General features: G+C 37.9%; 28 protein-coding genes and 1 tRNA gene. 25 read left to right on the top strand and 4 right to left on the bottom strand.

The features are described from left to right. Positions 1–142 precede the first annotated feature (142 nt). The 18 genes from QGM71_RS17925 to QGM71_RS17840 all read left to right on the top strand — a co-directional run bounded on the left by QGM71_RS17925 (position 143) and on the right by QGM71_RS17840 (position 14701). Complete coding sequence (locus QGM71_RS17925) at positions 143–496, top strand: YojF family protein (protein ID WP_327608939.1); 354 nt, start codon at positions 143–145, stop codon at positions 494–496. 28 nt (positions 497–524) lie between these two features. Next, positions 525–1196 (top strand): bacillithiol biosynthesis deacetylase BshB2, encoded by a 672-nt coding sequence (gene bshB2 / locus QGM71_RS17920; protein WP_327608938.1) that lies wholly within the window; start codon positions 525–527, stop codon positions 1194–1196. A 161-nt stretch (positions 1197–1357) separates the two neighbouring features. Continuing rightward, entirely contained in the window at positions 1358–1552 is a 195-nt protein-coding gene (locus QGM71_RS17915; protein ID WP_327608937.1) for a PspC domain-containing protein, read from the top strand. Further along, positions 1552–1908: a phage holin family protein gene (locus QGM71_RS17910; protein WP_327608936.1), complete on the top strand. Its 357-nt coding sequence runs from the start codon at positions 1552–1554 to the stop codon at positions 1906–1908. The genes QGM71_RS17915 and QGM71_RS17910 overlap by 1 nt, the downstream gene beginning before the upstream one ends. Positions 1909–1996: 88 nt before the next feature. After that, a complete protein-coding gene (gene hprK, locus QGM71_RS17905; protein WP_327608935.1) occupies positions 1997–2932 on the top strand; it encodes an HPr(Ser) kinase/phosphatase in 936 nt (311 codons plus the stop codon). A gap of 12 nt (positions 2933–2944) precedes the next feature. After that, entirely contained in the window at positions 2945–3829 is an 885-nt protein-coding gene (gene lgt / locus QGM71_RS17900) for a prolipoprotein diacylglyceryl transferase (protein ID WP_327608934.1), read from the top strand. A gap of 29 nt (positions 3830–3858) precedes the next feature. Then, positions 3859–4818 carry a nucleoside recognition domain-containing protein gene (locus tag QGM71_RS17895; protein ID WP_327608933.1) on the top strand — a complete coding sequence of 320 codons (960 nt, stop codon included), beginning with the start codon at positions 3859–3861 and terminating at the stop codon, positions 4816–4818. Next, positions 4793–5428 (top strand): pyrophosphatase PpaX, encoded by a 636-nt coding sequence (ppaX, locus tag QGM71_RS17890; RefSeq protein WP_327608932.1) that lies wholly within the window; start codon positions 4793–4795, stop codon positions 5426–5428. The genes QGM71_RS17895 and ppaX overlap by 26 nt, the downstream gene beginning before the upstream one ends. 3 nt (positions 5429–5431) lie before the next feature. Further along, on the top strand, positions 5432–5950 hold the full coding sequence (locus QGM71_RS17885; RefSeq protein WP_327608931.1) for an acyltransferase: 519 nt from the start codon (positions 5432–5434) through the stop codon (positions 5948–5950). Positions 5951–5964: 14 nt separating this feature from the next. After that, on the top strand, positions 5965–6507 hold the full coding sequence (locus QGM71_RS17880; protein ID WP_327608930.1) for a glycerol-3-phosphate responsive antiterminator: 543 nt from the start codon (positions 5965–5967) through the stop codon (positions 6505–6507). A 239-nt stretch (positions 6508–6746) separates the two neighbouring features. After that, entirely contained in the window at positions 6747–8414 is a 1668-nt protein-coding gene (locus tag QGM71_RS17875) for a glycerol-3-phosphate dehydrogenase/oxidase (RefSeq protein WP_327608929.1), read from the top strand. 191 nt (positions 8415–8605) lie between these two features. Continuing rightward, a complete protein-coding gene (locus QGM71_RS17870) occupies positions 8606–9598 on the top strand; it encodes a tetratricopeptide repeat protein (RefSeq protein WP_327608928.1) in 993 nt (330 codons plus the stop codon). Between the two features lie 82 nt (positions 9599–9680). Beyond that, positions 9681–10643 carry a thioredoxin-disulfide reductase gene (trxB, locus tag QGM71_RS17865; protein ID WP_327608927.1) on the top strand — a complete coding sequence of 321 codons (963 nt, stop codon included), beginning with the start codon at positions 9681–9683 and terminating at the stop codon, positions 10641–10643. Positions 10644–10937: 294 nt separating this feature from the next. Next, positions 10938–11402, top strand: a complete 465-nt coding sequence (locus QGM71_RS17860; protein ID WP_327608926.1) for an 8-oxo-dGTP diphosphatase — start codon at positions 10938–10940, stop codon at positions 11400–11402. 27 nt (positions 11403–11429) lie between these two features. Further along, the gene (gene rapZ / locus QGM71_RS17855) at positions 11430–12314 is read left to right on the top strand and encodes an RNase adapter RapZ (RefSeq protein ID WP_327608925.1); all 885 of its coding nucleotides are present in this window, start codon (positions 11430–11432) and stop codon (positions 12312–12314) included. Position 12315: 1 nt separating this feature from the next. Further along, entirely contained in the window at positions 12316–13275 is a 960-nt protein-coding gene (locus QGM71_RS17850) for a gluconeogenesis factor YvcK family protein (RefSeq protein WP_327608924.1), read from the top strand. Between the two features lie 44 nt (positions 13276–13319). Next, a complete protein-coding gene (gene whiA, locus QGM71_RS17845) occupies positions 13320–14261 on the top strand; it encodes a DNA-binding protein WhiA (protein ID WP_327608923.1) in 942 nt (313 codons plus the stop codon). A 185-nt stretch (positions 14262–14446) separates the two neighbouring features. Beyond that, positions 14447–14701: an HPr family phosphocarrier protein gene (locus QGM71_RS17840; RefSeq protein WP_327608922.1), complete on the top strand. Its 255-nt coding sequence runs from the start codon at positions 14447–14449 to the stop codon at positions 14699–14701. A gap of 39 nt (positions 14702–14740) precedes the next feature. Here the strand turns inward: QGM71_RS17840 and clpP are convergent, their stop codons facing one another. Then, positions 14741–15331, bottom strand: a complete 591-nt coding sequence (gene clpP / locus QGM71_RS17835) for an ATP-dependent Clp endopeptidase proteolytic subunit ClpP (protein WP_327608921.1) — start codon at positions 15329–15331, stop codon at positions 14741–14743. A 208-nt stretch (positions 15332–15539) separates the two neighbouring features. On the opposite strand from clpP, the gene QGM71_RS17830 reads away from it, so the two are divergent. After that, positions 15540–15615: transfer RNA gene (locus tag QGM71_RS17830), tRNA-Arg, on the top strand. A gap of 66 nt (positions 15616–15681) precedes the next feature. Here QGM71_RS17830 and QGM71_RS17825 read toward each other — a convergent pair. Beyond that, positions 15682–16230, bottom strand: a complete 549-nt coding sequence (locus tag QGM71_RS17825) for a shikimate kinase (protein WP_327608920.1) — start codon at positions 16228–16230, stop codon at positions 15682–15684. A gap of 115 nt (positions 16231–16345) precedes the next feature. On the opposite strand from QGM71_RS17825, the gene aroD reads away from it, so the two are divergent. The 6 genes from aroD (at position 16346) to QGM71_RS17795 (ending at position 23126) form a co-directional block, all read left to right on the top strand. Beyond that, on the top strand, positions 16346–17107 hold the full coding sequence (aroD, locus tag QGM71_RS17820) for a type I 3-dehydroquinate dehydratase (RefSeq protein ID WP_327608919.1): 762 nt from the start codon (positions 16346–16348) through the stop codon (positions 17105–17107). Between the two features lie 250 nt (positions 17108–17357). Beyond that, positions 17358–18368 carry an ABC transporter ATP-binding protein gene (locus QGM71_RS17815; protein WP_327608918.1) on the top strand — a complete coding sequence of 337 codons (1011 nt, stop codon included), beginning with the start codon at positions 17358–17360 and terminating at the stop codon, positions 18366–18368. Then, complete coding sequence (locus QGM71_RS17810) at positions 18349–19323, top strand: ABC transporter ATP-binding protein (RefSeq protein WP_327608917.1); 975 nt, start codon at positions 18349–18351, stop codon at positions 19321–19323. The genes QGM71_RS17815 and QGM71_RS17810 overlap by 20 nt, the downstream gene beginning before the upstream one ends. A gap of 48 nt (positions 19324–19371) precedes the next feature. Further along, the gene (locus QGM71_RS17805) at positions 19372–21066 is read left to right on the top strand and encodes an ABC transporter substrate-binding protein (RefSeq protein WP_327608916.1); all 1695 of its coding nucleotides are present in this window, start codon (positions 19372–19374) and stop codon (positions 21064–21066) included. Between the two features lie 113 nt (positions 21067–21179). Then, positions 21180–22181: an ABC transporter permease gene (locus tag QGM71_RS17800; RefSeq protein WP_327608915.1), complete on the top strand. Its 1002-nt coding sequence runs from the start codon at positions 21180–21182 to the stop codon at positions 22179–22181. Positions 22182–22193: 12 nt separating this feature from the next. Then, complete coding sequence (locus QGM71_RS17795; RefSeq protein ID WP_327608914.1) at positions 22194–23126, top strand: ABC transporter permease; 933 nt, start codon at positions 22194–22196, stop codon at positions 23124–23126. Between the two features lie 56 nt (positions 23127–23182). Here QGM71_RS17795 and QGM71_RS17790 read toward each other — a convergent pair whose 3' ends face one another. Together QGM71_RS17790 and QGM71_RS17785 are read right to left on the bottom strand one after the other, a co-directional pair. Continuing rightward, positions 23183–23935, bottom strand: a complete 753-nt coding sequence (locus QGM71_RS17790; RefSeq protein WP_327608913.1) for a FixH family protein — start codon at positions 23933–23935, stop codon at positions 23183–23185. A 31-nt stretch (positions 23936–23966) separates the two neighbouring features. Further along, positions 23967–24548, bottom strand: a complete 582-nt coding sequence (locus tag QGM71_RS17785; RefSeq protein WP_327608912.1) for a DeoR family transcriptional regulator — start codon at positions 24546–24548, stop codon at positions 23967–23969. Positions 24549–24704: the final 156 nt, after the last annotated feature.

Raw genomic sequence — 24704 nt, 5'->3', positions numbered from 1 at the left:
TGCCTTTATATTCCGATAGTAAAAATTTTAATGACGAATAGGGTGCAAAACAATTGAACTCTAAATTGGTGATTCCAATTTTTTGACGTGCCCGTTTCATTTAGATAAGCTAAAAGAAGAAGTGTGTTGGGAGGAACAATAGATGAAACCTATTGAAATTAAGAAAGTGCAAGAAATGCTAGATGGTTTTACGGATAAGGACGTATATTTACATGTTGAAACTACAAATGGAGCCTACGCAAGCCACTTTGATGATAAGGCATACAATGTTGGTGCCTATGTGCGAAACGCCAAAGTTACTTTTAACCAAGCCAAAATAGTAGGTAATGGTAAAATTTATCGTGCGGGACTTAAGATGGAAATGGGTTGGATTTACGCTGAAGGACTGACAGACTGGGTCATTCATGAGGACTCAAAATTATTACTTGCAGGACACGATCGTGAAGGAAGACTTATGGTATCCCTGCAAATAAGTGAAACACCATTTAACTATTAAACCGATTAATGAGAGACAGGTGATAAATATGGAAAAACACGTTGTAGTTATCTATCCACATCCAGATGATGAATCATTTGGTGCAGCGGGAACAATTACGCAATTTCGAGAGCAAGGTGTACCAGTTACTTATTTATGTGGAACTTTAGGGGAAATGGGCCGGAATATGGGATCACCTACTTTTGCTAACCGGGAAACATTACCGGAAATTAGAAAAGAAGAATTGGTGCAAGCTTGCAAGGTCCTTGATATGAACCTGCGAATGCTTGGATACCGTGACAAAACATTGGAATATGAGGATCGTCAGGAAGTTGCAGAACACTTGAAGGAAATTATAGAAGAAATAGATCCAAGTCTTGTTATTACACATTATCCCGATCATGCTGTACACCCAGATCATAACGCATTGGGAGCAGCGGCCATTGAGGCAGTTCGTTTAATGAAAGCCAAAGACCGTCCGGTATTGTGGGCACAAGCAATTACAAGCACTCACTATGAAGATCTTGGAAAACCGGATATTACTAACGATATAGCGCAGTATTTTGATAAAAAGATGGAAGCAATTTTATGCCATGACTCTCAAGCAGGCGGCCTTTTTGCCCAATTCAAAAAAGCGAGCAAGGCAGATACTGATATAAAAGAGGAAGCGAAACGGAGACTGGGAATAGAAAGTTTCTATCTTTGGAAATATAAAGAGTAAATAAAATCTTTTAGAATACAGCCAATATTAAAGATTAGTCCCTTGCTACTGTGTAAAATAGGTAAGGGATTTTTTGAACCCTTTTACGGTGGGATACGTATATAGTAGAAGATGTTTATGTATTACTTCAAAAGGAAATTAAGAAGTGAGGAGGCAATCTTATGAAACGACTATACCGATCAAATTCTGACCGAATGGTCGCTGGAATATGTGGAGGTTTAGGTCATTATTTTAATGTCGATTCAACTATTATAAGGTTAGCATTTATAGTTGGCCTGTTTATTAGTGCTTTTACACTGGCTTTTGCTTATTTACTAGCAATCTTCATCATACCAAATGAAAGGGAGATGAGATAATGCTAATTCGTTGGCTCATCTCTATTATTCTAAACGCTGTTGCACTTATCGTAGTAGCACAACTATTTGATTCTTTTGTACTTGAGGGATTTGGCACTGCACTTTTAGCCAGTTTCATTCTGACAATATTAAATATAATCATAAAGCCAATCTTAGTAGTTTTGACATTGCCGATCACAGTTGTAACACTTGGTTTATTTTTATTTGTAATTAATGCTATAACGCTTATGATTACACAAACATTAATAGGTGCATCATTTGTGATCGATGGGTTTGGGATTGCTATTGTAGCAGCAATTGTGATTTCGTTAATAAATTTACTTTTAACTAGCTTGATTAAAGATTCAGTCAGATAAGAAGTAACGTAGGCGTATAGCCTACGTTTTTTTATGTGTATATGCTACAATAAATTCAGTTAATGTTGTTTATCGGAGGGATTCTTACATGCAAACAGTTCGAACAGAAGATTTACTTGAAAACTTTAACCTCACCCTGGTTGCAGGAAGAGATGGTGTACATAGAGAAATTATTACGAGTGATATCTCTCGACCTGGTATTGAAATGACAGGTTATTTTAAATATTATCCGAGAGAAAGGCTGCAATTAATCGGTAAAACAGAAATGGCGTATTATTTAGATCTCCCGGATGCTGCAAAAAAAGATCGCGCCGAGCGTTTATGTACAGATATAACGCCTGGAATTGTAGTAACACGGGGTATGGATATACCTGAAGAAATGATTGAAGCTGCAAATAACTCAGGAGTCCCTATTCTTCAATCTCCTCGAAAAACGACAAGGGTGATCAGTAGATTAACAAATTACCTGGAAGCTAAATTCGCACCATTTACTGCAATTCATGGTGTACTAGTTGACATTTATGGAGTTGGTGTCCTGATAACAGGGCAAAGCGGTGTAGGTAAAAGTGAAACAGCACTTGAATTGGTGAAGCGTGGTCACCGGCTTGTAGCGGATGATAGTGTAGAAATTCGTCAAGAGGATTATGATACACTTATCGGAAACTCTCCGCCACTGATAGAACACCTGCTGGAAATTCGCGGATTAGGGATTATTAATGTAATGACGCTCTTTGGAGCAGGAGCTGTTCGAAGTTATAAAAAAATTGCAATGATCATGAACCTGGAAACATGGGATCAAAAGAAGCAGTATGATCGTCTTGGTTTGGATGAGGAAACATTGAAAATTATGGATGTAGCTATACCAAAAGCAACTATTCCGGTACGTCCAGGTAGGAACCTTGCTGTTATTATCGAAGTAGCTGCAATGAACTTTCGTTTGAAACGGATGGGTGTAAATGCAGCTGAGGAATTTTCAGACCGGTTAACAACAATGATTGAACAAGAGAAAGACGACAAGGAATAGGGGAGATTTTTAGTGATTTTTACCGCACCTGCAATAGATAGAGTATTTATTGACCTAGGCCCTTTAACAATTTACTGGTATGGCGTTATAATAGCAACCGGTGCTTTTTTAGGGTTGTACCTAGCTACAAAAGAAACTGAGCGTTTAGGAATGAAAAAGGACCTCATGATCGACTTTATTGTGTTTGCCATACCAGTTGCAATTATTTCTGCTCGTATATATTATGTTGTTTTTGAATGGGATAGATATGCCAATGGCCCATGGACAGATATTTTTGCCATTTGGGAAGGCGGTATTGCTATACACGGTGCAGTAATTGGTGGTGTGCTGACTGCCCTTGTCTATTCCCGAGTGAAAAACATCTCCTTTTGGTTACTGGCTGACATTGTGGCACCGAGTCTTATACTCGGACAAGCGATTGGTCGCTGGGGAAATTTTATAAACCAGGAAGCACATGGAGGACCAATATCTGAGGCTGCCTATAATAACTTTTTGCAGTATTTGCCTGATTTTATAATGAACCAGATGGTTATTGACGGCATTATGTATCACCCAACATTTCTATATGAATCACTTTGGAATATTCTTGTGTTTGTGCTGCTGCTTATTTTACGAAAATATAACCCATTAAGGGGCGAAATTTTCTTGAGTTATGCGATAACCTATTCAATCGGACGCTTCTTTATTGAAGCGATGCGTACAGATAGCCTGTATGTTGTAGGTGAACTTCGAACTGCTCAACTAATTTCTATTCTGCTGATAGTAGGTGGAGCAATATTTATGATATATCGTCGTAAGGCAGGGACAACGGCGAGGTATTTTGAGGTTCAGCAATCTAAGCAACAGAAAAAGAACAGTAAAAAGAAGCCAAAGAAAAAATCTGAAAAGAGAAAATAGATAACAGCATCGAAAAGAGGGAATATCAATTGAAAGGAATTATGTTTCGTGGTTTAAAGCAAGGTTTAAGCACTACCTGGACTTTAGGGAAGGTGATTTTCCCGATTACGCTAATCGTAACAATATTACAGTATACACCTGTATTACCATGGATTATCAAACAATTAGCTCCTATAATGAGTTTACTTGGTTTATCTGGCGAAGCTGCGGTTCCGTTAGTGTTAGGTAATGTTCTAAACTTATATGCGGGAATCGCAGCAATTATCTCCTTTGACTTTACAGTGAAAGAGGTTTTTATTTTAGCAATGATGCTGTCTTTCTCTCATAATTTATTTATAGAATCGGCTGTGGCATCTAGAGTAGGGGTTAGCTGGTGGTTAATTGTTGGGATTAGAATATCGCTAGCCTTATTTGCAGGTATAATGATCAACTTATTCTGGAATGGTGGAGCGGAGCAAGCGCAATATGGCATGATTTCTGCCTCTAATCAAGTATTAACAGGGTGGAGTGAAATTACACTTCAAGGAATTCAAACGGCTCTTTTTGCTGTACTCCAACTCGCTTTAATCGTAATACCTTTAATGGTCATTATGCAATTTATGCGGGAAAAAGGCTGGTTAACTGTGTTTTCTAATAAGTTTGCTCCCTTTACCAAAGTATTAGGAATGGAAAAAAACACATCTATGACAATGGTAGCTGGTCTTACGATCGGATTAGCGTATGGGGCAGGACTGATGATACAGGCTGTAAAAGAAGATGGCGTTTCTAAAAAAGATATGTATTTGGCTCTTATATTTCTCGTTTCCTGTCATGCCGTAGTTGAAGACACGCTTATTTTTATCCCCTTGGGGATTCCTGTATGGCCACTGCTCTTAATTCGATTAGTAACTGCGATTGTTTTAACAATGACGATTGCATTTATTTGGAAAAGATTAGAATCTAAGCAAAGAAAGGAAAAATCTAATGAGCATTCGTACAATACTCTTTGATCTTGACGGAACATTAATAGATACAAATGAATTAATAACAGCATCCTTTAATCACACATTTGAGCAGCATAATTTAACATTTACGCCAGAGGAAGTGATTGAATTTAATGGTCCCCCTCTGGTAGATACGTTTCGCAAGATCGACCCGGAGCGTGCAGAGATTATGGTGGAAACTTACAGAAAGCATAATTTAGCTGTCCACGACAGTTATGTAACTGCCTTTCCTCATGTAGTAGAAACAATAGAAAAACTCAAACAAAATGGTATACAAATGGGCATTGTTACAACAAAAATGACGAAAGCGGTAACGATGGGTCTATCTTTAACCGGCTTAAACAGCTATTTTGATACAGTCATTACATTGGATGATGTAAAACATCCTAAACCACATCCGGAACCAGTCATTAAAGCAATGGAGGAATTAAAAGCAAATGCAGCTTCTACTTTAATGGTTGGTGACAATTATCACGACATCGAGTCCGGAAAGAACGCAGGAGTAAAAACAGCTGGCGTCGCTTGGGCGTTTAAAGGAAAAGAGCGATTGCTGCAGTACAATCCAACCTATATGTTGGAAGAAATAACAGATTTATTGGAAATCGTGGGAGTGTAACCAATGCGAAGAACCGAAAGATTCCATGTGGAACACGCGAATTCATTATGGCAAATTTACAAGACAGTATCCTTTTGGAAAGTAGTGAAAAACTTTATCGTGATCCAGATCGCGAGATACACGCCTTTTCTGGGAGCTAAAAATTGGTTGTATCGTGTTTTTCTCCGCATGGAGGTCGGTAAACAAACTGCTTTTGCCCTAATGGTTATGCCAGATGTAATGTTTCCAGAAAAAATAACCATCGGTAGAAACAGTGTTATTGGTTACAACACTACTATCTTGGCACATGAATACTTAATAAAAGAATATCGAATCGGTAACGTAATTATTGGAGATGAAGTGTTGATTGGTGCTAATTCAACTATTCTTCCTGGTGTTACTATAGGAGATAATGCAATTGTATCTGCTGGAACATTAGTACATAAAGATGTCCAACCCGGTACGTTTGTGGGTGGGAATCCGATGCAGTTAATTTTTTCAAGCGAAGAAATGGACAAACGGACAGATAATTTTACGGATTGAGCAGGTGAATTTACATGGACGTTCCCACAGGTGTTTTGCCAGCAGTGAGAAAAATGAAGGATTTCGAAAAAGCATTGGAAACATCTAACGAGTCAGTAGTATTTCTTGAAACCCGACTCACACAGTTGAAGAGTATGGTTAATTATACAAAAAGGGCTCGTAAAAAAGCTCTGATCCATTTCGATTTAATACAAGGTTTAAAAGCAGATGAATATGGAATGGAGTTTCTAATTCGAGAGGTAAAACCAGATGGAATTCTGTCAACGAGAGGGAATATCATCAGTCTAGCAAAAAAACATAAATTATTAGCTATTCAGCGCGTTTTTCTACTGGATAGCTCAGCTTTGGAGCATAATCTGAAACTGATTGACCGATTTAATCCTGATTGTGTAGAAGTATTACCAGGGATTGTACCAACCATGATTGAGCAAATACGTACAGAGACGAACCTGCCTGTTATTGCTGGAGGGCTCATTACAAACAATGAAGAGGTCCATGCAGCTTTAAAAGCAGGGGCAGTTGGTGTATCTACGTCGAACAGGGATTTATGGAATTAGTAAACAGCTGTTTCACTATACTTTGTTTTAGTATCATGTTATAGTTAAATTAAGTTAATATTTATGGACGGAGAAACTGGAGAAACCGCAAACAACTAATGCTACTGGCATTAGTGTGTTTAGCGGTTTTTTTAATTTCTCCTATGAATTCAGAATAAAGACAATCTTACATACATGTATGTCCCGGAGCAGGGGGTGTAGCTGAGTATGAATTATGAGTAAAATAGGGGTGTATTGAAATGAGTCGATTTTCAAGTTATAGAAGAAATGATATTCTTCACAAATTAGAGAATAAGCAGGTAGAATTGCTGGTTATCGGGGGAGGAATAACAGGTGCCGGAATTGCTTTAGACGCGGTAACACGTGGAATGAATACAGCTTTAGTTGAAATGCAGGATTTTGCTGCAGGTACATCGAGCCGATCAACCAAACTGGTCCACGGTGGACTTCGGTATTTAAAACAATTCGAGATAAAAATGGTTGCAGAGGTAGGAAAAGAACGTGCAGTTGTTTATGAAAATGGCCCTCATGTAACTACTCCGGAATGGATGATGCTTCCCTTTCATAAGGGGGGAACATTTGGACCGCTAATGACAAACTTAGGACTGCGTGTCTATGATTTTTTAGCGGGAGTTAAAAAAGGAGAGCGACGAACAATGTTTAGTTCGGAAGAAGCTCTTAAAAAAGAGCCACTTATAAAAAAAGAAAACCTTCGAGGTGCAGGATTTTACGTGGAGTATAAAACAGATGATGCACGGTTAACTATTGAGGTATTGAAGAAAGCAGCAGAAAAAGGTGCCTATGCGGTTAATTACACAAAAGCGGTTGAATTCATCTATGATAAATCAGGCATCATTTCTGGTGTAATTGTTGAGGATCAAATTGATGGGTCAAGGCGTAGAATATACGCAAAGAAAGTTATTAATGCTGGTGGCCCATGGGTAGATGAAGTAAGAGAAATTGATGGATCAAAAAAAGGAAAAACGTTACATTTAACAAAAGGTGTTCATTTAGTATTTTCAAAGGTTGTATTTCCATTACAGCAAGCTGTTTACTTCGATACCAAGGACGGAAGAATGATTTTTGCTATCCCACGTGGTACTAAGACATATGTCGGGACAACTGACACTACTTTTAAAGGAGATCTAGAACATCCTACTATGACGGAAGAAGACCGGGACTACTTGATAGATGCGATCAATTATATGTTCCCCTCACTGGGCATAACTGCTGCACAAGTTGAGTCAAGCTGGACAGGATTGAGACCATTGATAGCAGATGATGCTAGTGATAATCCAAGCGAAATATCACGTAAAGACGAACTGTTTATATCTGATACGGGTCTCCTTTCGATGGCCGGTGGAAAATTGACTGGTTATCGTAAAATGGCGCAGCAGATAGTTGATAAAGTATCAGATCAATTAAAAGAGGAAGAGGGCATTCTGTACTCTGAGTCGGCTACGGAACATTTACCGATTTCGGGTGGTGAGGTAGGTGGATCAAAGGGATTTGCAGCGTTTATAGAACGCAAAACAGCTGAAGGGCTTGAATTAGGTATTAAGGAAGAAGAGGTACACCAACTTATTCAAACCTATGGTGCAAATGTTGATATATTATTTTCACTCTACCAAAATAGAAAAGTGGAAGCTGAGAACGAATTTATGGATCCAATTTTATTTGCAGAGCTGCTCTATGCCATGGAATACGAACTAGCTTATAAGCCAACAGATTTTTTTGTTAGAAGAACAAGCGCCTTGTTTTTTGATATAGAGTGGGTAAGAACCCATCAACTAAAGGTAATTAATTATATGGCGAAAACACTAAAGTGGAGTGAAACTCAAATACAAGACTATGAAAAGGAATTGAATCAAGTTATGCATGATGCTATAACCCCAGTAAAAGCTTAATCGTAAAAGCTGGCCACAATATGTGATCAGCTTTTTGTAATTCATATTTCTTACTCACTGCTGGAATCACAGAAAAACGTAATAACGTAACCAGGCTATTCCACACGTATATATTGCGAATTTGCCCTATATTATTCATGTACTAAATATGGTATACTTTGTTCGTATGTGAACAAGACAGGGGGATATACATGCATCAAGTAAAAGATAAAGTTGGAAAAGACAATAATGTTGTCCCTTTTATTCCTGAAGGTGATTTTTATTTCACAAAAGGTGTAGAGGCTTTTCAAAAAAGGAAATTTGATATCGCTATAAAATGGTTGAAAAAAGCTATAGAAGCAAAACCAGATGACGCTTTATATAAGTGTCAGATGTCTATTATATATACAGAAATAGGTTCTTATCATGCAGCAAATCAATTACTTACAGAAGTGCTGCAAGCTTCTGATTATGTTGATTGCTATTATCTTCTAGCAAACAATTATGCGCACCTGGGATTATTGAATGATGCAAAAAAATATGCAGATACCTACTTGGAAAAAGAGCCAGAAGGCGACTTTAGCGAGGAAGCAAAAACCTTATTGCATTTAATAGATATCGGCGAAGAAGATATAGACGATGAAGATTGGGATCTTGAAGATGAAGACGAGCTATTAATATATATGGAGACTGTTTTTTATCATATGGAATATAATGAATGGGACAAAGCAATTCCGCTCTTAGAGGAAATGATGACCTTATTTCCTGAACATCCAATGGCAAAACATGATTATACGCAAGCATTATTCTTCTCAGGCTACGAAGAAAAAGCCGTTCAAATTGAACTCGATGCTTTAAAAGATGATCCTAATTCATTATACAGCCACACAAATCTAGCTTTATTTAATTACCAGCAAAAAAAGGAATATGAAAAGAATGTTCAGGCATTACTAAATGTATATCCAATCCATGAACAACAAAAATTGCGTATTGCTGTGACACTAGCAAAAACTGGCTATATTCAAGAAGCTCATGATCGTTTTCGAACACTTCGTAAAGGGTCCGTAAAAAGCCATCCTTCGTTTTATAGATGGTACAGCTATACTTTATATTATGCGGGTGCCCCGGAAAAAGCACAATTGATATGGGAAGAAGGCTGCCGAAAACATCTTAAATTAACAAATGAAGGGATTCCCTGGAAATAAGTGAGCATTATGTTAGACGAAAGTTACTAATTCTTATAAGCTGAATATGGCGTAATAATTAGAAGAAAAAGGGGCGATACAGATGTCCGAAGATCGTATGTTAGATGTAATTATCGTGGGAGCAGGTCCTGCTGGTATGACAGCAGCAGTCTATGCATCCCGTGCAAATTTAGAGACATTAATGATTGAACGGGGTATTCCTGGTGGCCAAATGGCTAATACAGAAGATGTTGAAAACTACCCTGGGTATGACCATATTCTAGGTCCTGACCTATCCAATAAAATGTTTGAGCATGCAAAGAAGTTCGGTGCTGAGTATGCATATGGAGATATTAAAGAAGTGATCGACCACGGTGATTACAAAACGGTTGTTGCAGGAAAAAAAGAATATAAAACCAGATCTCTCATCATTACAACTGGAGCACAATATAAGAAAATTGGTATTCCTGGTGAGGAAGAGCTTGGAGGGCGTGGAGTATCTTACTGTGCAGTTTGTGATGGAGCCTTCTTTAAACAAAAAAACCTCATTGTAATTGGTGGAGGAGACTCTGCAGTAGAGGAGGGAATATATTTAACCCGCTTTGCAGATAAAGTAACAGTAGTTCACCGACGTGATGAACTGCGTGCTCAGAAAATCATTCAAGAACGTGCATTTGATAATGATAAAATGGAGTTCGTTTGGGATACGGTGGTAACAAAAATAAATGAAAAAGATGGCAAGGTGGGTAGTGCCACACTGAAAAACAATAAAACCGGTGAAGAATATGATCATGAGATTGATGGTGTTTTCGTTTATATTGGAATGATCCCACTAAGCGAGCCTTTCAAATCACTGGGAATTACGAATGAAGAAGGATATATTCCAACTAATGAAAATATGGAAACGAATATTCCAGGTATATTCGCAGCTGGGGATATCCGTGAAAAAACACTTCGACAAATTGTGACAGCAACTGGTGATGGAAGTATTGCAGCAGAAACAGCTCAAAAGTATATCGAAAATCTAACGGAAGAGCTAAAAGCAAAAGCAACACAATCCAACTAGGAAGAAAGGTTTACAAATAGTAATTGCATTTTAACGCTACTGTAATACATTCGAAACAATTTTGGGGTACAATATAAATAACTAATTGACCCCCTTTTAATAGATAGATTAGTTTATTGCACAGGTGTATGTCACCTGTGCCTTTTTTTGAAAAAAAATAATACTTGTCCATATTTGTCGAACTCACCTTCCTGCAAACTTATCCTTGTTGCTTTGTTTTTTTTCGTTGTATAATAGAAATAATGCTAAGATATAAACGTTCCTCTTAAGATCTTAGAAAGAGGTGATTGATGTATGCAGCGAGTGACTAACTGCATAATAATAGATAACGGTCATTTATTATTATTAAAAAAACCACGGCGAGGCTGGTATGCTATTCCAGGAGGTAAGATGGAGCAAGGTGAATCCATTAAAGAGTCAGTGGTTAGAGAATATCGGGAAGAGACTGCATTAACAATACATGATCCAGAACTAGCTGGCGCTTTTACCTTTTCAATATATGAAAATGATAGCCTGGTACACGAATGGATGATGTTTACGTTTATTTGTAAAACTTATGAAGGAACCTTAACGGATTATTGCGCTGAGGGCGTGTTAAAGTGGATTCCAGTGGAGCATATACATGATTTACCAATGGCTGAAGGTGACAGGAAGATATTTGAACACGTGTTAGCTAATAAATCAATGTTATATGGATCCTTTTCCTATACAGAAGATTTTGAGTTGCTTAATTTTCGATTGGATTCTTCAGCATCTTAGAGGATGTTTTAAAAGGGGAGAGAAGAAATGAGAAACGGAGAACATGAAACAAAGTTAGTAATCATTACAGGAATGTCCGGTGCAGGAAAGACGGTAGCAGTTCAAAGCTTTGAGGATTTAGGATACTATTGCGTTGATAATCTGCCACCCGCATTACTTCCTAAATTTCTGGAACTAATGAGGGATTCAACGAACAATATACGAAAAGTTGCGCTTGTAATGGATTTACGCGGCCGTGAGTTTTTTGATTCTTTATTTGAAGCATTAGATGTTTTGGGTAAAGAAGACTGGCTGGAGGAACATATCTTATTTCTTGATGCCAAGGATGAGCAGCTTGTCAGCAGGTATAAAGAAACACGAAGATCACACCCATTAGCTGTAGGTGGTTTACCGTTAAATGGTATTCAGCAGGAACGGAAAATTCTGGATGAACTTAGAGGAAGAGCACAAAAGATTATAGATACGACGAATTTAAAGCCGAAAGAGCTGCGGGAGAAAATCGTTGAGAAATATACAGAAGGCAAACAGGAAATATTCTCTGTTCATATGGTATCATTCGGATTTAAGTATGGCGTGCCGATTGACGCTGATTTAGTATTTGATGTACGCTTCTTACCGAACCCTCACTATGTAGCACATATGCAGCCATTAACTGGTTTGAATAAAGAAGTTTCTTCTTATGTATTTAAATGGACAGACACAAAGAAGTTTAATGAAAAAGTACTCGATTTATTGCACTTTATGCTACCTCAGTATAAAAAAGAAGGCAAGTCACAATTAGTTGTAGCCATTGGTTGTACAGGTGGCCAGCACAGGTCTGTAGCCATATCGGAGTATTTTGCGAAAGAATTGTCTACCCAATATACAACTCACGTTAGTCACCGGGATATTGAAAAAAGAAAGGGTCATTAATATGAGCCAAGAGAAGAGCCTGCCACGCGTAGTCGTTATAGGCGGAGGGACCGGGATGCCGGTCCTTTTACGCGGGTTGAAAAATTTACCGATTCATTTAACTGCACTTGTAACTGTTGCTGATGATGGAGGAAGTACAGGAAGACTGCGGAATGAAATGGCGATTCCAGCGCCAGGAGATATACGAAATGTGATCGCAGCTTTATCTGATGCTGAACCTATGCTTTTAGAGCTGTTTCAGCACCGTTTTGCCGTTGGTAATGGATTATCAGGTCATTCCATGGGTAACCTGTTATTAGCTGCAATGACTTCCATTACAGGCAATTTTTATACTGGTATAAAAGAAATATCACGTGTTTTAAATGTCAAAGGGAAGATTTATCCAATATCGAATGAAAATATGTCATTACATGCAAAGATGGAGGACGGTTCTATTGTTTCTGGAGAGTCAAACATTCCTTTATCAAATAAACGTATAAAACGGGTATTTTTAAGTCCACAGCCTGTCCAACCATTGCCGAATGCCGTACGAGCTATAGAAAAAGCGGATTTAGTCGTCATAGCACCTGGCAGCTTATATACTAGTATTCTGCCCACAATGATTATGCCACAAATATATGAAGTGATGAGGGATGCAGCTGCTAAGGTAGTTTATGTTTGTAATGTGATGACTCAAGCAGGCGAAACGACAGGATACACTGCTTCTGAGCATGTCCAAGCCATTAGTAACCACATTGGTGCAGATTGTGTAGACGCTATCGTAGTACATAATGAACCAATTTCAAAAGCAGTGCGGGCAGTTTATGCAGAAGAAAATGCAGAGCCTGTTATTTATGATACGGATCGTTTACTCGATATGGGACTGCAAATCATTGAAGGAGATATTATTGATTATTCACAGGCAACATTAAGACACGATACTCAAAAAATATCTAAGTTATTATATTCAATCATTGATTAGAACGTTGCTTAAGTACGTACTTAAAAGGTAAGGGAGGGTAAAACATGTCCTTTGCGTCAGAGATAAAAAAGGAATTAACAGGTATTGAAGTAGATGATTGTTGTATGCATGCAGAACTTGCTGCTTTAATACGCATGAATGGTGTTATTTCTTTATCGAAACAAAATTACTCTTTGGATATACAAACTGAAAATGCAGCAATCGCACGAAGAATATACATTCTGATTAAATCGACTTTTTCTCTCCCAGTGGAATTGTTAGTTAGAAAAAAAATGAAACTCAAAAAAAATAATGTATATATTGTTCGTCTGAAAAAAGGTGTTCGTGATATGCTAGCTGAATTGGATATTCTACAGGAACCACTCACGTTTATTCGCACAATATCTAAAAATTATTTTAAAAAAGACTGTTGCAAGAGATCCTATCTTCGAGGAGCATTTCTTGCTGGAGGCTCCATTAATAATCCGGAAACTTCATCCTATCATTTAGAAATATCCAATTTTTATAAAGAGCATAACGATGCCTTATGTGACTTGCTGAATCATTTTGAGTTGCATGCCAGAAAGTTAGAAAGAAAAAATGGGTTTATTGTTTATATGAAGGAAGCAGAAAAAATCACAGCACTTTTAAGTATAATTGGTGCGCATAATGCATTATTTAAATTTGAGGATGTTCGAATTGTGCGTGATATGCGTAACTCGGTAAATAGACTCGTTAATTGTGAAACAGCTAACTTAAATAAAACAATTGGTGCTGCATTTCGTCAGATTGAAAATATTAAACTTATTGAAAATACAGTAGGGTTGGACCGCTTACCTGAAAAGCTTCACGAAATTGCCATATTAAGAGTAGAACATCAAGAAGTTTCACTGAAAGAGTTAGGGGAACTGGTTACAGGTGGGAAAATCTCTAAATCGGGAGTCAATCATCGCTTGAAAAAAATTGATGAGTTCGCAGAGAAAATTAAGCGTGGAGAAACAATGTAAGAAAGGTAATATAAACGTATTTCTTTTGTTTATATTACATGATATAATACGGATAATTTAAAATTGTTATATTTTGTTATTCAATTCTAATCGGCAGTATCAGGGTTCGTTAAAGCCACCCTGATCTGTCGTTTAAAATTAGTCGTATATGAGAGCGGTTTCTATTATTGGGGAGGATGAGTGATTTGGTTGAAAGATCCATCAAAGTCGAACTGGCAACAGGACTGCAAGCTAGACCGGCAGCGCAATTTGTTCAGGAGGCAAATCGTTATACCGCACATTTATTTCTGGAGAAAGATGGGAAGAGAGTGAATGCTAAAAGTATTATGGGATTAATGAGTTTAGCAATAACAAAAGGTGAAGTAATAACTATAATTGCCGATGGTGCAGATGAAGAGATAGCATTAAATCACTTAGCATCGTTTGTTCAAATAACTTGAAAAACCCCCTTTCATTTTAATGAAAGGGGGTTTTGAACATTACTTATCTGTATTGCGTCTTAGTATTTTATCAATTAAACCGTAGTCAACAGATTTTTCAGCTGTCATGAAGTTATCACGTTCCGTATCACGTTCAACCACTTCAAGCGGCTGACCAGTACGTTCAGCAAGAATTTCATTCATCTTTTTCTTCATTTCAATAATTCGTCTTGCATGAATTTCGATATCTGTAGCTTGCCCTTGCGTACCGCCTAATGGTTGGTGAATCATTACTTCACTATTTGGAAGAGCATAGCGCTTTCCTTTTTCCCCTGCAGCCAGCAGGAATGCACCCATCGAAGCTGCCATACCAGTACAAATTGTTGACACGTCTGACTTAATGAACTGCATTGTATCGAATATAGCCATACCAGCTGTTATCGATCCACCTGGCGAGTTGATGTATAAAGAGATATCCTTTTCAGGATCTTCAGCTTCCAGGAAAAGCAATTGTGCTACGATTGAGTTTGCAACACTATCGTCAATCGCACTTCCTAACATAATAATTCGGTCTTTCAATAAACGTGAATAAATATCGTATGCGCGTTCTCCACGGTTCGTCTGTTCAATAACTGTAGGTATTAAATGCATGTTTAAATTCCTCCCTTATTCAATTTCGTTCTATTTTTATGATAACTAAAAGGTCAATGAAGGTCAAACAAAACGTTTAACAATTTTTTTAGTCAAAACACACTCTTTATCATTCCCATTTACGGATAAAATAAACATTAGTAAATATTGTATTTAACTTGTATATATGTTCGATGAGAGTTATAATATTCTTTGTGATTAAAAACATGCGCCCATAGCTCAGTCGGATAGAGCGATAGTTTCCGGTACTATGCCAGTCGGGGGTTCGAATCCCTCTGGGCGCGTATAATAAGTCAAAAGGCAAGGGGTGTAACATAACCCCTTGTCTTTTGTATTGTATGTAGTTACATTTACTCTTTTATTTCCAGAAAATTGTTTAAAGAATCAATGACTAAATCGGTAACTTCCTCAATACTAAGATCGTCTGTTGTAACTTTTAAATGATGATGAGCGTATAACTCCTTTCTCTTATAGTAGAGTTCTTTCATCTCGGTTGTATTCTTGCCATGTAATACAGGTCTGCGGTCAATAAGTATACTGCTTCTTTCCTTCCATGATTCCCAGGATATATCGAGGAATATGACAATATTCTCTTTTAAGGAGATATGCTTAATTTCATCTTGGAGAAATGCACCACCACCAAGAGAAATCACTTTCAGCTCTTGCTTGGCAAAATGGGATACCATTTTCCTTTCTGTTTTCCGAAATGTATGCTCACCATGAATTTTAAAAATTTCAGATGGTGTCATTTCATATTTTCTTTCGATTTCTTTATCTATATCAATGAAATCTCTCTGTAATCTTTGAGCAACTAACCGGCCAATTGTTGTCTTACCTACGCCCATAAAGCCAATCAATGCTATGCTTTTTTTGTTAAAGGTATTCTCTTTGAATTTCATAACTGTAGTAAGCCTCTTTCTTAATTTTTAGTTAGTGTAAGTATAAGCTAAATTGATTTTTTTGTAAAAAAGAGGCATTATGTTATTAAGAGTTTTCATAAAAGGATGAGGTACTTTGAGCAATATTACGGTTAAAAACCTAACAATAGGTGAGGGTATTCCCAAGATTGTGGTTCCATTGATGGGAGCCACTGACGCAGGTATTCTGGAAGAGTTACAGCATGTTAAATCATTAGAACCCGACATAATAGAATGGCGTGTGGATGCTTACATGGAAGTGGAAAAACTGGAGTCAGTTATGGCAGCACTGGCAACTATTCGAGTAGCCCTGGATGATATACCACTTCTATTTACTTTTCGAAGCCATAAAGAAGGGGGAAATCGGGTAATCACGGACAGCTATTACGTTGAGTTACTTACAACGGCTATCAGGTCTAACGAAGTAGATCTCCTTGATATCGAATTATTTTATCAAGATGTTATCGTCAAATCTCTTATAAAAGAAGCGAAGGCATCGGGTGTATGTGTTATCGTTTCTAACCATAATTTTACTCATACGCCCTCTAGAGAAACTATAATTTCCAGGTTACGCGAAATGCAGAGTTTGGGTGCAGACATTCCCAAAATAGCCGTTATGCCAACAAATACGGAGGATGTATTGACTTTATTGGATGCAACTAATTCAATGGTTACACACTATGCAGACCGGCCGATTATAACAATGGCGATGGGATCTGAAGGGTTAATAAGTAGATTAGCCGGGGAAGTATTTGGTTCTGCTCTAACGTTTGGTGCAGGAAAAGAAGTTTCAGCACCGGGACAGATAGACACTAAGGATCTGAGGATTGTCTTGGAAATCTTACATAAAAATAAATGAATTTAAGGTCTTCTGCTGTACTGGCAGAAGGCTTTTTTTAGTGAAACTTTCGTTATATTCAATAATCTGATTGGGGTTTCAAAATTAATTTTAACTTGCAATATATGAAATTTTCAGTATAATAAAATGGTAAATGAATATTCAAAAAAATCATATCAATTGTTAAATAAATGTAAAATTCCCCTCTAAACCTGACATACCTACCAGTTTAGAGGTTTTTTGTAAAAGAAGGCGATGGGGGTTAACAAATATGGAAGATGTAGTTTTAGAATTAAATAATCTACATACACATTTTTTTACAGATAGTGGCGAAGTTCCAGCTGTTGATGGGGTAAGTCTTAGCGTACATAAGGGTGAAGTAGTCGGTATAGTTGGGGAGTCTGGATGTGGTAAAAGCGTAACTTCCTTATCTGTAATGAAATTAGTACCAAATCCACCAGGTAAAATCACCGAGGGAGAAATTAACTTTAAAGGAGAAAATCTAGTAAAGGCTTCCGAAAAAAGGATGAGGAAAATTCGTGGTAATGAAATTTCCATGATATTTCAAGAGCCGATGACATCGCTGAATCCATTGTTTACAATTGGGAATCAATTAAGAGAAGCTATTCTGATTCATCAGAGTATAAGTAAAAAAGAGGCTAAAAGCAAATCTATTGCTATGTTAAGGCTAGTAGGAATACCTAGAGCAGAAGCAATAATTAATGAATACCCACATCAATTATCTGGAGGAATGAGGCAGCGGGTCATGATTGCTATGGCAATGTCCTGCAATCCTGAATTGCTGATAGCAGACGAACCTACTACAGCGCTGGATGTAACGATACAAGCTCAAATACTAGACTTAATGCGCAACCTTAATGAAGAAAAAGAAACAGCAATTTTATTGATAACCCATGATTTGGGAGTAGTAGCAGAAATTTGTGACCGAGTTGTAGTTATGTATTCTGGACAGGTAGTTGAAGAAGGAACAACAAGAGAAATATTAAAAGACCCCAAACATCCATACTCCAAAGGACTTATTAAATCACTGCCAAAAATGCACGAACGAGAACAAAAACTGTATTCTATACCGGGAACGGTACCTAAACCCAAAATGGACAGGATTGGATGCAGGTTTTCACCACGGTGTGAATTTGCATATGATCGTTGTTTTCAAGAAAATCCGGAGCTTTATCCCCTGGATAATAATCGCAGCAGCCGTTGCTTTTTGTATGATGAGGTGGAAGGGGATGTAACAGAACATGCAGAAACCATTACTTGAAGTTAATAACCTTAAAAAGTACTTTGACATTAGAGGTGGTGTCTTAGGACGTAAAATAGGTGAAGTGAAAGCGGTTGATGGTATATCCTTTACGGTTAATGAAGGCGAAATAGTAGGAATTGTAGGAGAATCAGGCTGTGGTAAATCAACAGCTGGCAAAGCCATCCTGAGGCTGATTGAACCCTCTGCAGGAGAGGTGAAGTTTGAGGATCGAGACATAACACAATTAAGTGCCGAAGAGATGCGCAAATTAAGGCGTAATATGCAAATTATTTTCCAAGATCCCTACGCATCGTTAAATCCTAGACATACTGTCGAGAAAATTGTTGGTGAGCCCCTTTTGATACATGGGGTAAATTCTGCTAAAGAACGAAAGGAACGTGTGAAGGAACTATTGGAAGTTGTAGGGCTAAGCGCCTATCATGCATCACGTTATCCACACCAGTTCAGCGGGGGGCAAAGGCAAAGAATTGGCATAGCCAGAGCTTTAGCAAATAATCCTAAATTAATTATTTGTGATGAGCCCGTTTCAGCTTTGGATGTTTCTGTTCAGTCACAAATCCTTAACTTAATGGAAGAGCTTCGTGATGAGTTTAATCTAACTTATGTTTTTATAGCACATGATCTGAGTGTTGTGAAGCATATCAGTGATCGTGTTGGAGTGATGTACTTAGGCAGAATGGTTGAATTAACTGAGAAGGATAAATTATATGATGATCCGAAACATCCATATACACAGGCACTTTTGTCGGCTGTACCACTCCCTGATCCGGATATAGTAAAGGAACGAGTCATTTTAAAGGGGGATGTGCCAAGCCCATCAGACCCACCGACTGGGTGTGCATTTCACACCAGGTGTCCAGTAGCGATGGATATCTGTAATGAAGTAAGACCTGAGTTCTTAGAAATTGAAGATAACCATTTTGTGGCTTGTCACCTTTACAATAAGGAATAGGCTACAAGATATTATCCTATATATTCATACAAAAAAGGGGGAAAAAACATGAAATTGAAGTTTAAGCTCTTACTTGCTTTCATGCTCGCATTTATTTTAGTACTGGCCGCATGCAGCGGTGACGGTGGGGCAGATGGTGGTACAGATGAAGGTAACGACTCTGGAGCAGAAGAGGAAACCGATGATGGAGCAGATGCAGATGATGATTCGGATGCAGAGTCAGAAGGTGATCAAGTATTAGTCTTCGCCCGCGGAGGCGATTCGGAGAGTTTAGACCCATCTAGTACAACAGATGGAGAATCTTCTCGTGTAACGGTGCAAGTATTGGAAAGCTTATTACAGTTTGATGAAGATTCATTTGAGCTGCTGCCAGGATTAGCTCACGATTGGGATGTAGCAGATGATGGCTTAAGCTATACATTCTTTTTGGAGGAAGGTGTCACCTTCCATGACGGAACAGACTTTAACGCGGAGGCAGTAAAAACTAACTTTGAACGTTGGTCAGATCCAGAGCATGAATATGCGTTTACGGATGATGGATATGTGTATTCCATGTATGGAACTATGTTTGGAGGATTCAAGGGTGATGAAAATCATGTCATTGAAGAAATTAACGTTGTGGGAGACCACGAAATAGAGTTTGTATTGAAACAACCACTAGGTTATTTCCTACAAAATATGGGTATGAGCTATTTCGGAATTAATTCACCAGCAGCCTTTGAAGAGTATGGCAACATGATAAATGAAAACCCAGTGGGCACTGGTCCGTTTGAATTTGTCAGCTGGAGTAAAGATGATGCAATTGTTCTAGAGAAATTTGATGATTATCGTAAAGATGGATTTCCAAAACTGGACCGCGTTGTATTTTCAGTAATACCAGATAACGCAGCACGATTAATTGCACTTCGTTCAGGAGAAATTGATATCATGGATGGGTTAAACCCAGATGATGCTGCAGGTATTGAAGCTGAAGATGGATTAGAACTGCATGAGCGAGCGGAAAATAACTTTGGGTATTTAGGTTTTAACATGCAAAAGGCACCTTTGGATAACAAGGAACTCCGACAAGCTATAAATTTTGCAATTGATAAACAAGCAATTGCAGACGCATTATATGCTGGTTATGCTGTTCCAGCTAAAAACCCGTTACCACCTAGTTATATGGGTTATAATGACGAAGTTGAAGCCTATGACTATGACCTGGACAGAGCAAAAGAATTACTTGCAGAAGCAGGGTATGAAGATGGTTTGGAAATTGAGCTATGGACAATGCCTGTAGCAAGACCATATATGCCAGATCCAGAAACTGTTTCACAAATCGTACAAAATAACTTAGCTGAAATTGGCATCGATGTAACAATTATTCGTGAAGAATGGGCTCCATATTTAGAAAAGACAATGCAAGGTGAACAGCAAATGTATATGCTTGGATGGTCCGGAACAAATGGAGACCCGGATTATTTCCTAAGCAGCTTACTACATGGAAATAATGTAGGAAGCAGTAACCGTACATTTTATGAAAATGATGAAGTCGATGAACTGCTAAACAAAGCAAAACTATCAGTTGACCAGGATGAGCGTGCTCAATTTTATCAAGAGGCACAGGCTTTAATTTCGGAAGACTCTCCAATGGCAACACTGGTACATTCCAGACCTGTTATGGCAACAACTAGTGCAGTTAAAAATTATGTGCCACATCCATCTACGAGTGAGCCATTAACACAAGTAGAACTAGATAATTAAGAATAAAAGAGTAGTAGTTTTTTTCTACTACTCTTCTTTTTTCAAACAAAAGATACACCAGTAAAATAGGTGTCTGATTTCTCATTACTTAGACAAAGAACTGGGGTGAAATTATGTTTGCCTATATTATACGACGTTTGTTAATGCTTATTCCCGTTCTGATCGGGATGACATTAATTACTTTTTCTATTGTACATCTTATTCCTGGAAATCCTGCACAAGTAATATTAGGGGAAACAGCAACAGCAACTGCCATTTCAGATTTAGAAGAAAGTATGGGATTAAACGAACCGTATCTAATTCAATATGGAATCTATGTAACAGACTTGATACAAGGTGACTTAGGTACTTCTTTACGTTCAAAATCAGAAATTTCTAATGAGATATGGCCATACATAGCTGCCACCTTCGAGTTAACCTTATTTGCCATGATATTTGCCATCATTGTTGGCGTTAATGCTGGAATTATAAGTGCTTGGAAGCAGAACTCATGGTTTGATTTTCTGGCCATGCTGGTTGCTTTAATTGGTGTGTCCATGCCTATTTTCTGGTTGGCTTTAATGGAGCAGTGGGTGTTTGCCCAGGAGCTTGGTTGGCTGCCGGCACACGGACGGCAGGATAGTAGAGATCCATTAGCACCAATTACTTACTTTTATGTATTGGATACAATTATCCACCTGGACTTTGCCAGGACGGTAACCGTTTTAAAGCATTTGGTTTTACCGGCTGTGGCTTTAGGTACTATTCCGATGGCAATAATCGCCAGAATGACACGCTCCAGTATGCTGGAGGTTATGAAATCCGATTACATTCGAACTGTAAAAGCAAAAGGTTCAGGACAATTTCTGATCATTTACAAGCATGCTTTAAAAAATGCCATGATACCAGTATTAACAATTATCGGCTTACAATCCGGCGTGCTTTTAGGTGGGGCAATCTTAACCGAAACTATTTTTAGTTGGCCAGGTATAGGTAGATATATTTATGAAGCAATTAACTACCGTGATTATCCTGTTATACAATCTGGTATTCTCGTAGTTGCATTTATTTTCGTTATTATTAATTTAATTGTTGATGTACTTTATACGTATATTGATCCAAGGATTAAATATTAGGGGGATGTGACAATGGAAACAAAGGAAAAAGGAAAACAATCCGAGCAATTGCTACAAAACCCCGCAAAAAGAGGTCAACAGTTTGATACAGAGGAAATAAAAGCGATTTCTCCCTGGAGAGATACACTAAAACAATTACGGAAAAATCGTTTTGCAATTGCGGGATTATTTATTATCATATTCTTCATTCTCGTTGGTTTATTTGCACCGTTGCTGTCGCCCTACACGTATCAAGAGCAAGACCTTATTAATAGATTGAATCCCCCGTCCGCGGAGCATTGGCTTGGAACGGATCATCTAGGCAGGGATATACTTACAAGAATAGCTTATGGAGCTAGAGTATCACTCCAGGTTGGCTTTTTTGCTGTAACAGGTGCACTATTCTTTGGTACGATACTAGGAATAGTTGCAGGTTATTTTGGTCGTTGGATTGATATGATTATTTCACGTATTTTTGATATTTTGCTTGCATTTCCCAGTATTTTATTGGCGATTGCAATTGTTGCTATTTTAGGAGCTTCCCTTCAAAATGCGCTAATAGCAATTGCAATTATAAATATCCCCATCTTTGGGCGATTGGTAAGATCAAAGGTAATCAGTTTGCGAGAAGAAGAATTTATCATGGCCGCAAAGGCACAGGGAATGAAAAATGGGAGGATTATCTTTCATCATATTTTACCGAATAGTGTGGCCCCGATTATTGTTCAATCTACATTAGGGTTCGGAACTGCCATATTAGAAGCAGCTGCTTTAGGCTTCTTAGGTCTTGGTGTACAACCGCCATTACCGGAGTGGGGACAAATGCTCGCGGATGCTCGTGATTTTATTCAATTGGCTCCATGGACATTAATCGTACCAGGTGTGTCCATAATGCTAGTTGTATTGGGATTCAACCTGATAGGTGATGGACTGAGAGATGCATTGGATCCCAAGATGAAAAATTAATACCTTTTATAATAAATGAAGGAGTCCCCAGTAAACGAAGGACTCCTTTAATATATTCATTTTATTACGTCAATCTGGTATTTTTCGTGCTCATGGAGTCCATCATCATTTTCTACATGAATTTGAATGGTGTAGTTACCTGAGTTCCTAAATGTATGAGAAGCGATGTATTCTCCAGGCTTAGCCTCTTCGGCATTCTCCCATACATGGTTTTCAGAAATGTCGTAATTCCATATTTCATACTGCACTTCAGCGCTTTCCAACGTTTCATCATCCATTTGCAAGTGAACCATCAGCTCGATTTCATCTTCTGCCCGAGGATTTTCAGGTTTAACGAAATGCATTCCAAACCCTTGCACATGTTCACTATGCTCATCTTCATCGTTATGCTGATGAGTGTCTCCCTCACCAACAGTTATCGATTGTTGAGGCATAGTATGCAGGTCTCTAGCAGTAACATGTACCTGTACTGTAAAGATGCCATCTTTATCGAATGCTGTTTCTGTTGAATACGTGCCATCATTATTGTTTATAGCCTCTAACTTTATACTATCCTCTTTATTTCCTTCTTCCCATAGTTCAAATTCAATCTCGTCTGCATCATTCACTTTTTCTTCTCCATATGTAACCAATGCCGTTAATTCCACTTTTTCTTCTACGTCTGCTTCTTCCGGAACACTAAGATCAACTTCAAGGACCTGAATTATTTCTGAATCTTCTTCCGTATCTTCTATATTTTCATCCCCGTTACAAGCTGTTAGAACAAGTAAACTCAACATTAATATAGATAACCATATCTTGTTCTGCATGTTTATCCCTGCTTTCTGGTATTTTGCGTACTCATAAACGATTCTTCTTGCTGTGACATCCGCTCATTTTATGGAGTACAGCTTCAGTAGCTTGATTGAAAGAATATACATTTCCTCCAAAGCCTTTAACAAATTTTTCTGCATGTTCTTTCCATTCAAATGTTAAAACCTGTGGTTGGCAGCATCCGATATGAACAGATGAATTCATTACAAACCATGTGAGATGTGCACTTATTGTAGTCTGTCTGAAAAAATCGTAACATATTGCTTGAATTACTCCGCTATCAAGCTGGCGGTGACGGATAAGTCCACAATGTGCACAACAGGTCATTTCAATTTTATTATTTTGTAGAATAAGCCTGTAAGCCATTCTTACATTAATGCTACTTTTACAAATTACACATTCTTCTGAGATCGTCTCATTAGATTGCTTATCACGTGTAAGGGTAACGCCTCCAAATGTTTTTATGACAACACCTTCGTCTATTAATGGCTTCAGGTCCCGATGGATAGTCATTTCAGATACATTAAACTTTTTACTTAAATCCGATATTTTCATACTGTAATGGCTTCTAATCAAATCTTCAACTCGTTTTCGGCGATCGGCTGGCAACAAAATCAGGCACCTCCTTATGGTGCTTAATGTTTATTTATAACAATATTACACATAGTTTAACATTGTTTATGCAAAAGTGTTTGAACTTTCATTGAACATTTCATGAGTAAATTGTGATTGGCTATATGCATAGTAGAGTGTGTAAATTGACTT

Origin of the sequence: Virgibacillus tibetensis (assembly GCF_036026595.1) — a bacterium.
Classification (GTDB): Bacteria; Bacillota; Bacilli; order Bacillales; family Amphibacillaceae; genus Virgibacillus_P; species Virgibacillus_P tibetensis.
The sequence above is the reverse complement of the archived record's forward strand: the minus strand, read 5'-3'. Positions and strand labels throughout refer to the sequence as shown.

Bases quoted from the DNA above. Each gene is read 5' to 3' on its own strand.
- QGM71_RS17925 (WP_327608939.1), top strand. From the start codon at position 143: ATGAAACCTATTGAAATTAAGAAAGTGCAAGAAATGCTAGATGGTTTT.
- bshB2 (WP_327608938.1), top strand. From the start codon at position 525: ATGGAAAAACACGTTGTAGTTATCTATCCACATCCAGATGATGAATCA.
- QGM71_RS17915 (WP_327608937.1), top strand. From the start codon at position 1,358: ATGAAACGACTATACCGATCAAATTCTGACCGAATGGTCGCTGGAATA.
- QGM71_RS17910 (WP_327608936.1), top strand. From the start codon at position 1,552: ATGCTAATTCGTTGGCTCATCTCTATTATTCTAAACGCTGTTGCACTT.
- hprK (WP_327608935.1), top strand. From the start codon at position 1,997: ATGCAAACAGTTCGAACAGAAGATTTACTTGAAAACTTTAACCTCACC.
- ppaX (WP_327608932.1), top strand. From the start codon at position 4,793: ATGAGCATTCGTACAATACTCTTTGATCTTGACGGAACATTAATAGAT.
- QGM71_RS17885 (WP_327608931.1), top strand. From the start codon at position 5,432: ATGCGAAGAACCGAAAGATTCCATGTGGAACACGCGAATTCATTATGG.
- QGM71_RS17880 (WP_327608930.1), top strand. From the start codon at position 5,965: ATGGACGTTCCCACAGGTGTTTTGCCAGCAGTGAGAAAAATGAAGGAT.
- QGM71_RS17875 (WP_327608929.1), top strand. From the start codon at position 6,747: ATGAGTCGATTTTCAAGTTATAGAAGAAATGATATTCTTCACAAATTA.
- QGM71_RS17870 (WP_327608928.1), top strand. From the start codon at position 8,606: ATGCATCAAGTAAAAGATAAAGTTGGAAAAGACAATAATGTTGTCCCT.
- trxB (WP_327608927.1), top strand. From the start codon at position 9,681: ATGTCCGAAGATCGTATGTTAGATGTAATTATCGTGGGAGCAGGTCCT.
- QGM71_RS17860 (WP_327608926.1), top strand. From the start codon at position 10,938: ATGCAGCGAGTGACTAACTGCATAATAATAGATAACGGTCATTTATTA.
- rapZ (WP_327608925.1), top strand. From the start codon at position 11,430: ATGAGAAACGGAGAACATGAAACAAAGTTAGTAATCATTACAGGAATG.
- QGM71_RS17850 (WP_327608924.1), top strand. From the start codon at position 12,316: ATGAGCCAAGAGAAGAGCCTGCCACGCGTAGTCGTTATAGGCGGAGGG.
- whiA (WP_327608923.1), top strand. From the start codon at position 13,320: ATGTCCTTTGCGTCAGAGATAAAAAAGGAATTAACAGGTATTGAAGTA.
- clpP (WP_327608921.1), bottom strand. From the start codon at position 15,331: ATGCATTTAATACCTACAGTTATTGAACAGACGAACCGTGGAGAACGC.
- QGM71_RS17825 (WP_327608920.1), bottom strand. From the start codon at position 16,230: ATGAAATTCAAAGAGAATACCTTTAACAAAAAAAGCATAGCATTGATT.
- QGM71_RS17815 (WP_327608918.1), top strand. From the start codon at position 17,358: ATGGAAGATGTAGTTTTAGAATTAAATAATCTACATACACATTTTTTT.
- QGM71_RS17810 (WP_327608917.1), top strand. From the start codon at position 18,349: ATGCAGAAACCATTACTTGAAGTTAATAACCTTAAAAAGTACTTTGAC.
- QGM71_RS17805 (WP_327608916.1), top strand. From the start codon at position 19,372: ATGAAATTGAAGTTTAAGCTCTTACTTGCTTTCATGCTCGCATTTATT.
- QGM71_RS17800 (WP_327608915.1), top strand. From the start codon at position 21,180: ATGTTTGCCTATATTATACGACGTTTGTTAATGCTTATTCCCGTTCTG.
- QGM71_RS17795 (WP_327608914.1), top strand. From the start codon at position 22,194: ATGGAAACAAAGGAAAAAGGAAAACAATCCGAGCAATTGCTACAAAAC.
- QGM71_RS17790 (WP_327608913.1), bottom strand. From the start codon at position 23,935: ATGCAGAACAAGATATGGTTATCTATATTAATGTTGAGTTTACTTGTT.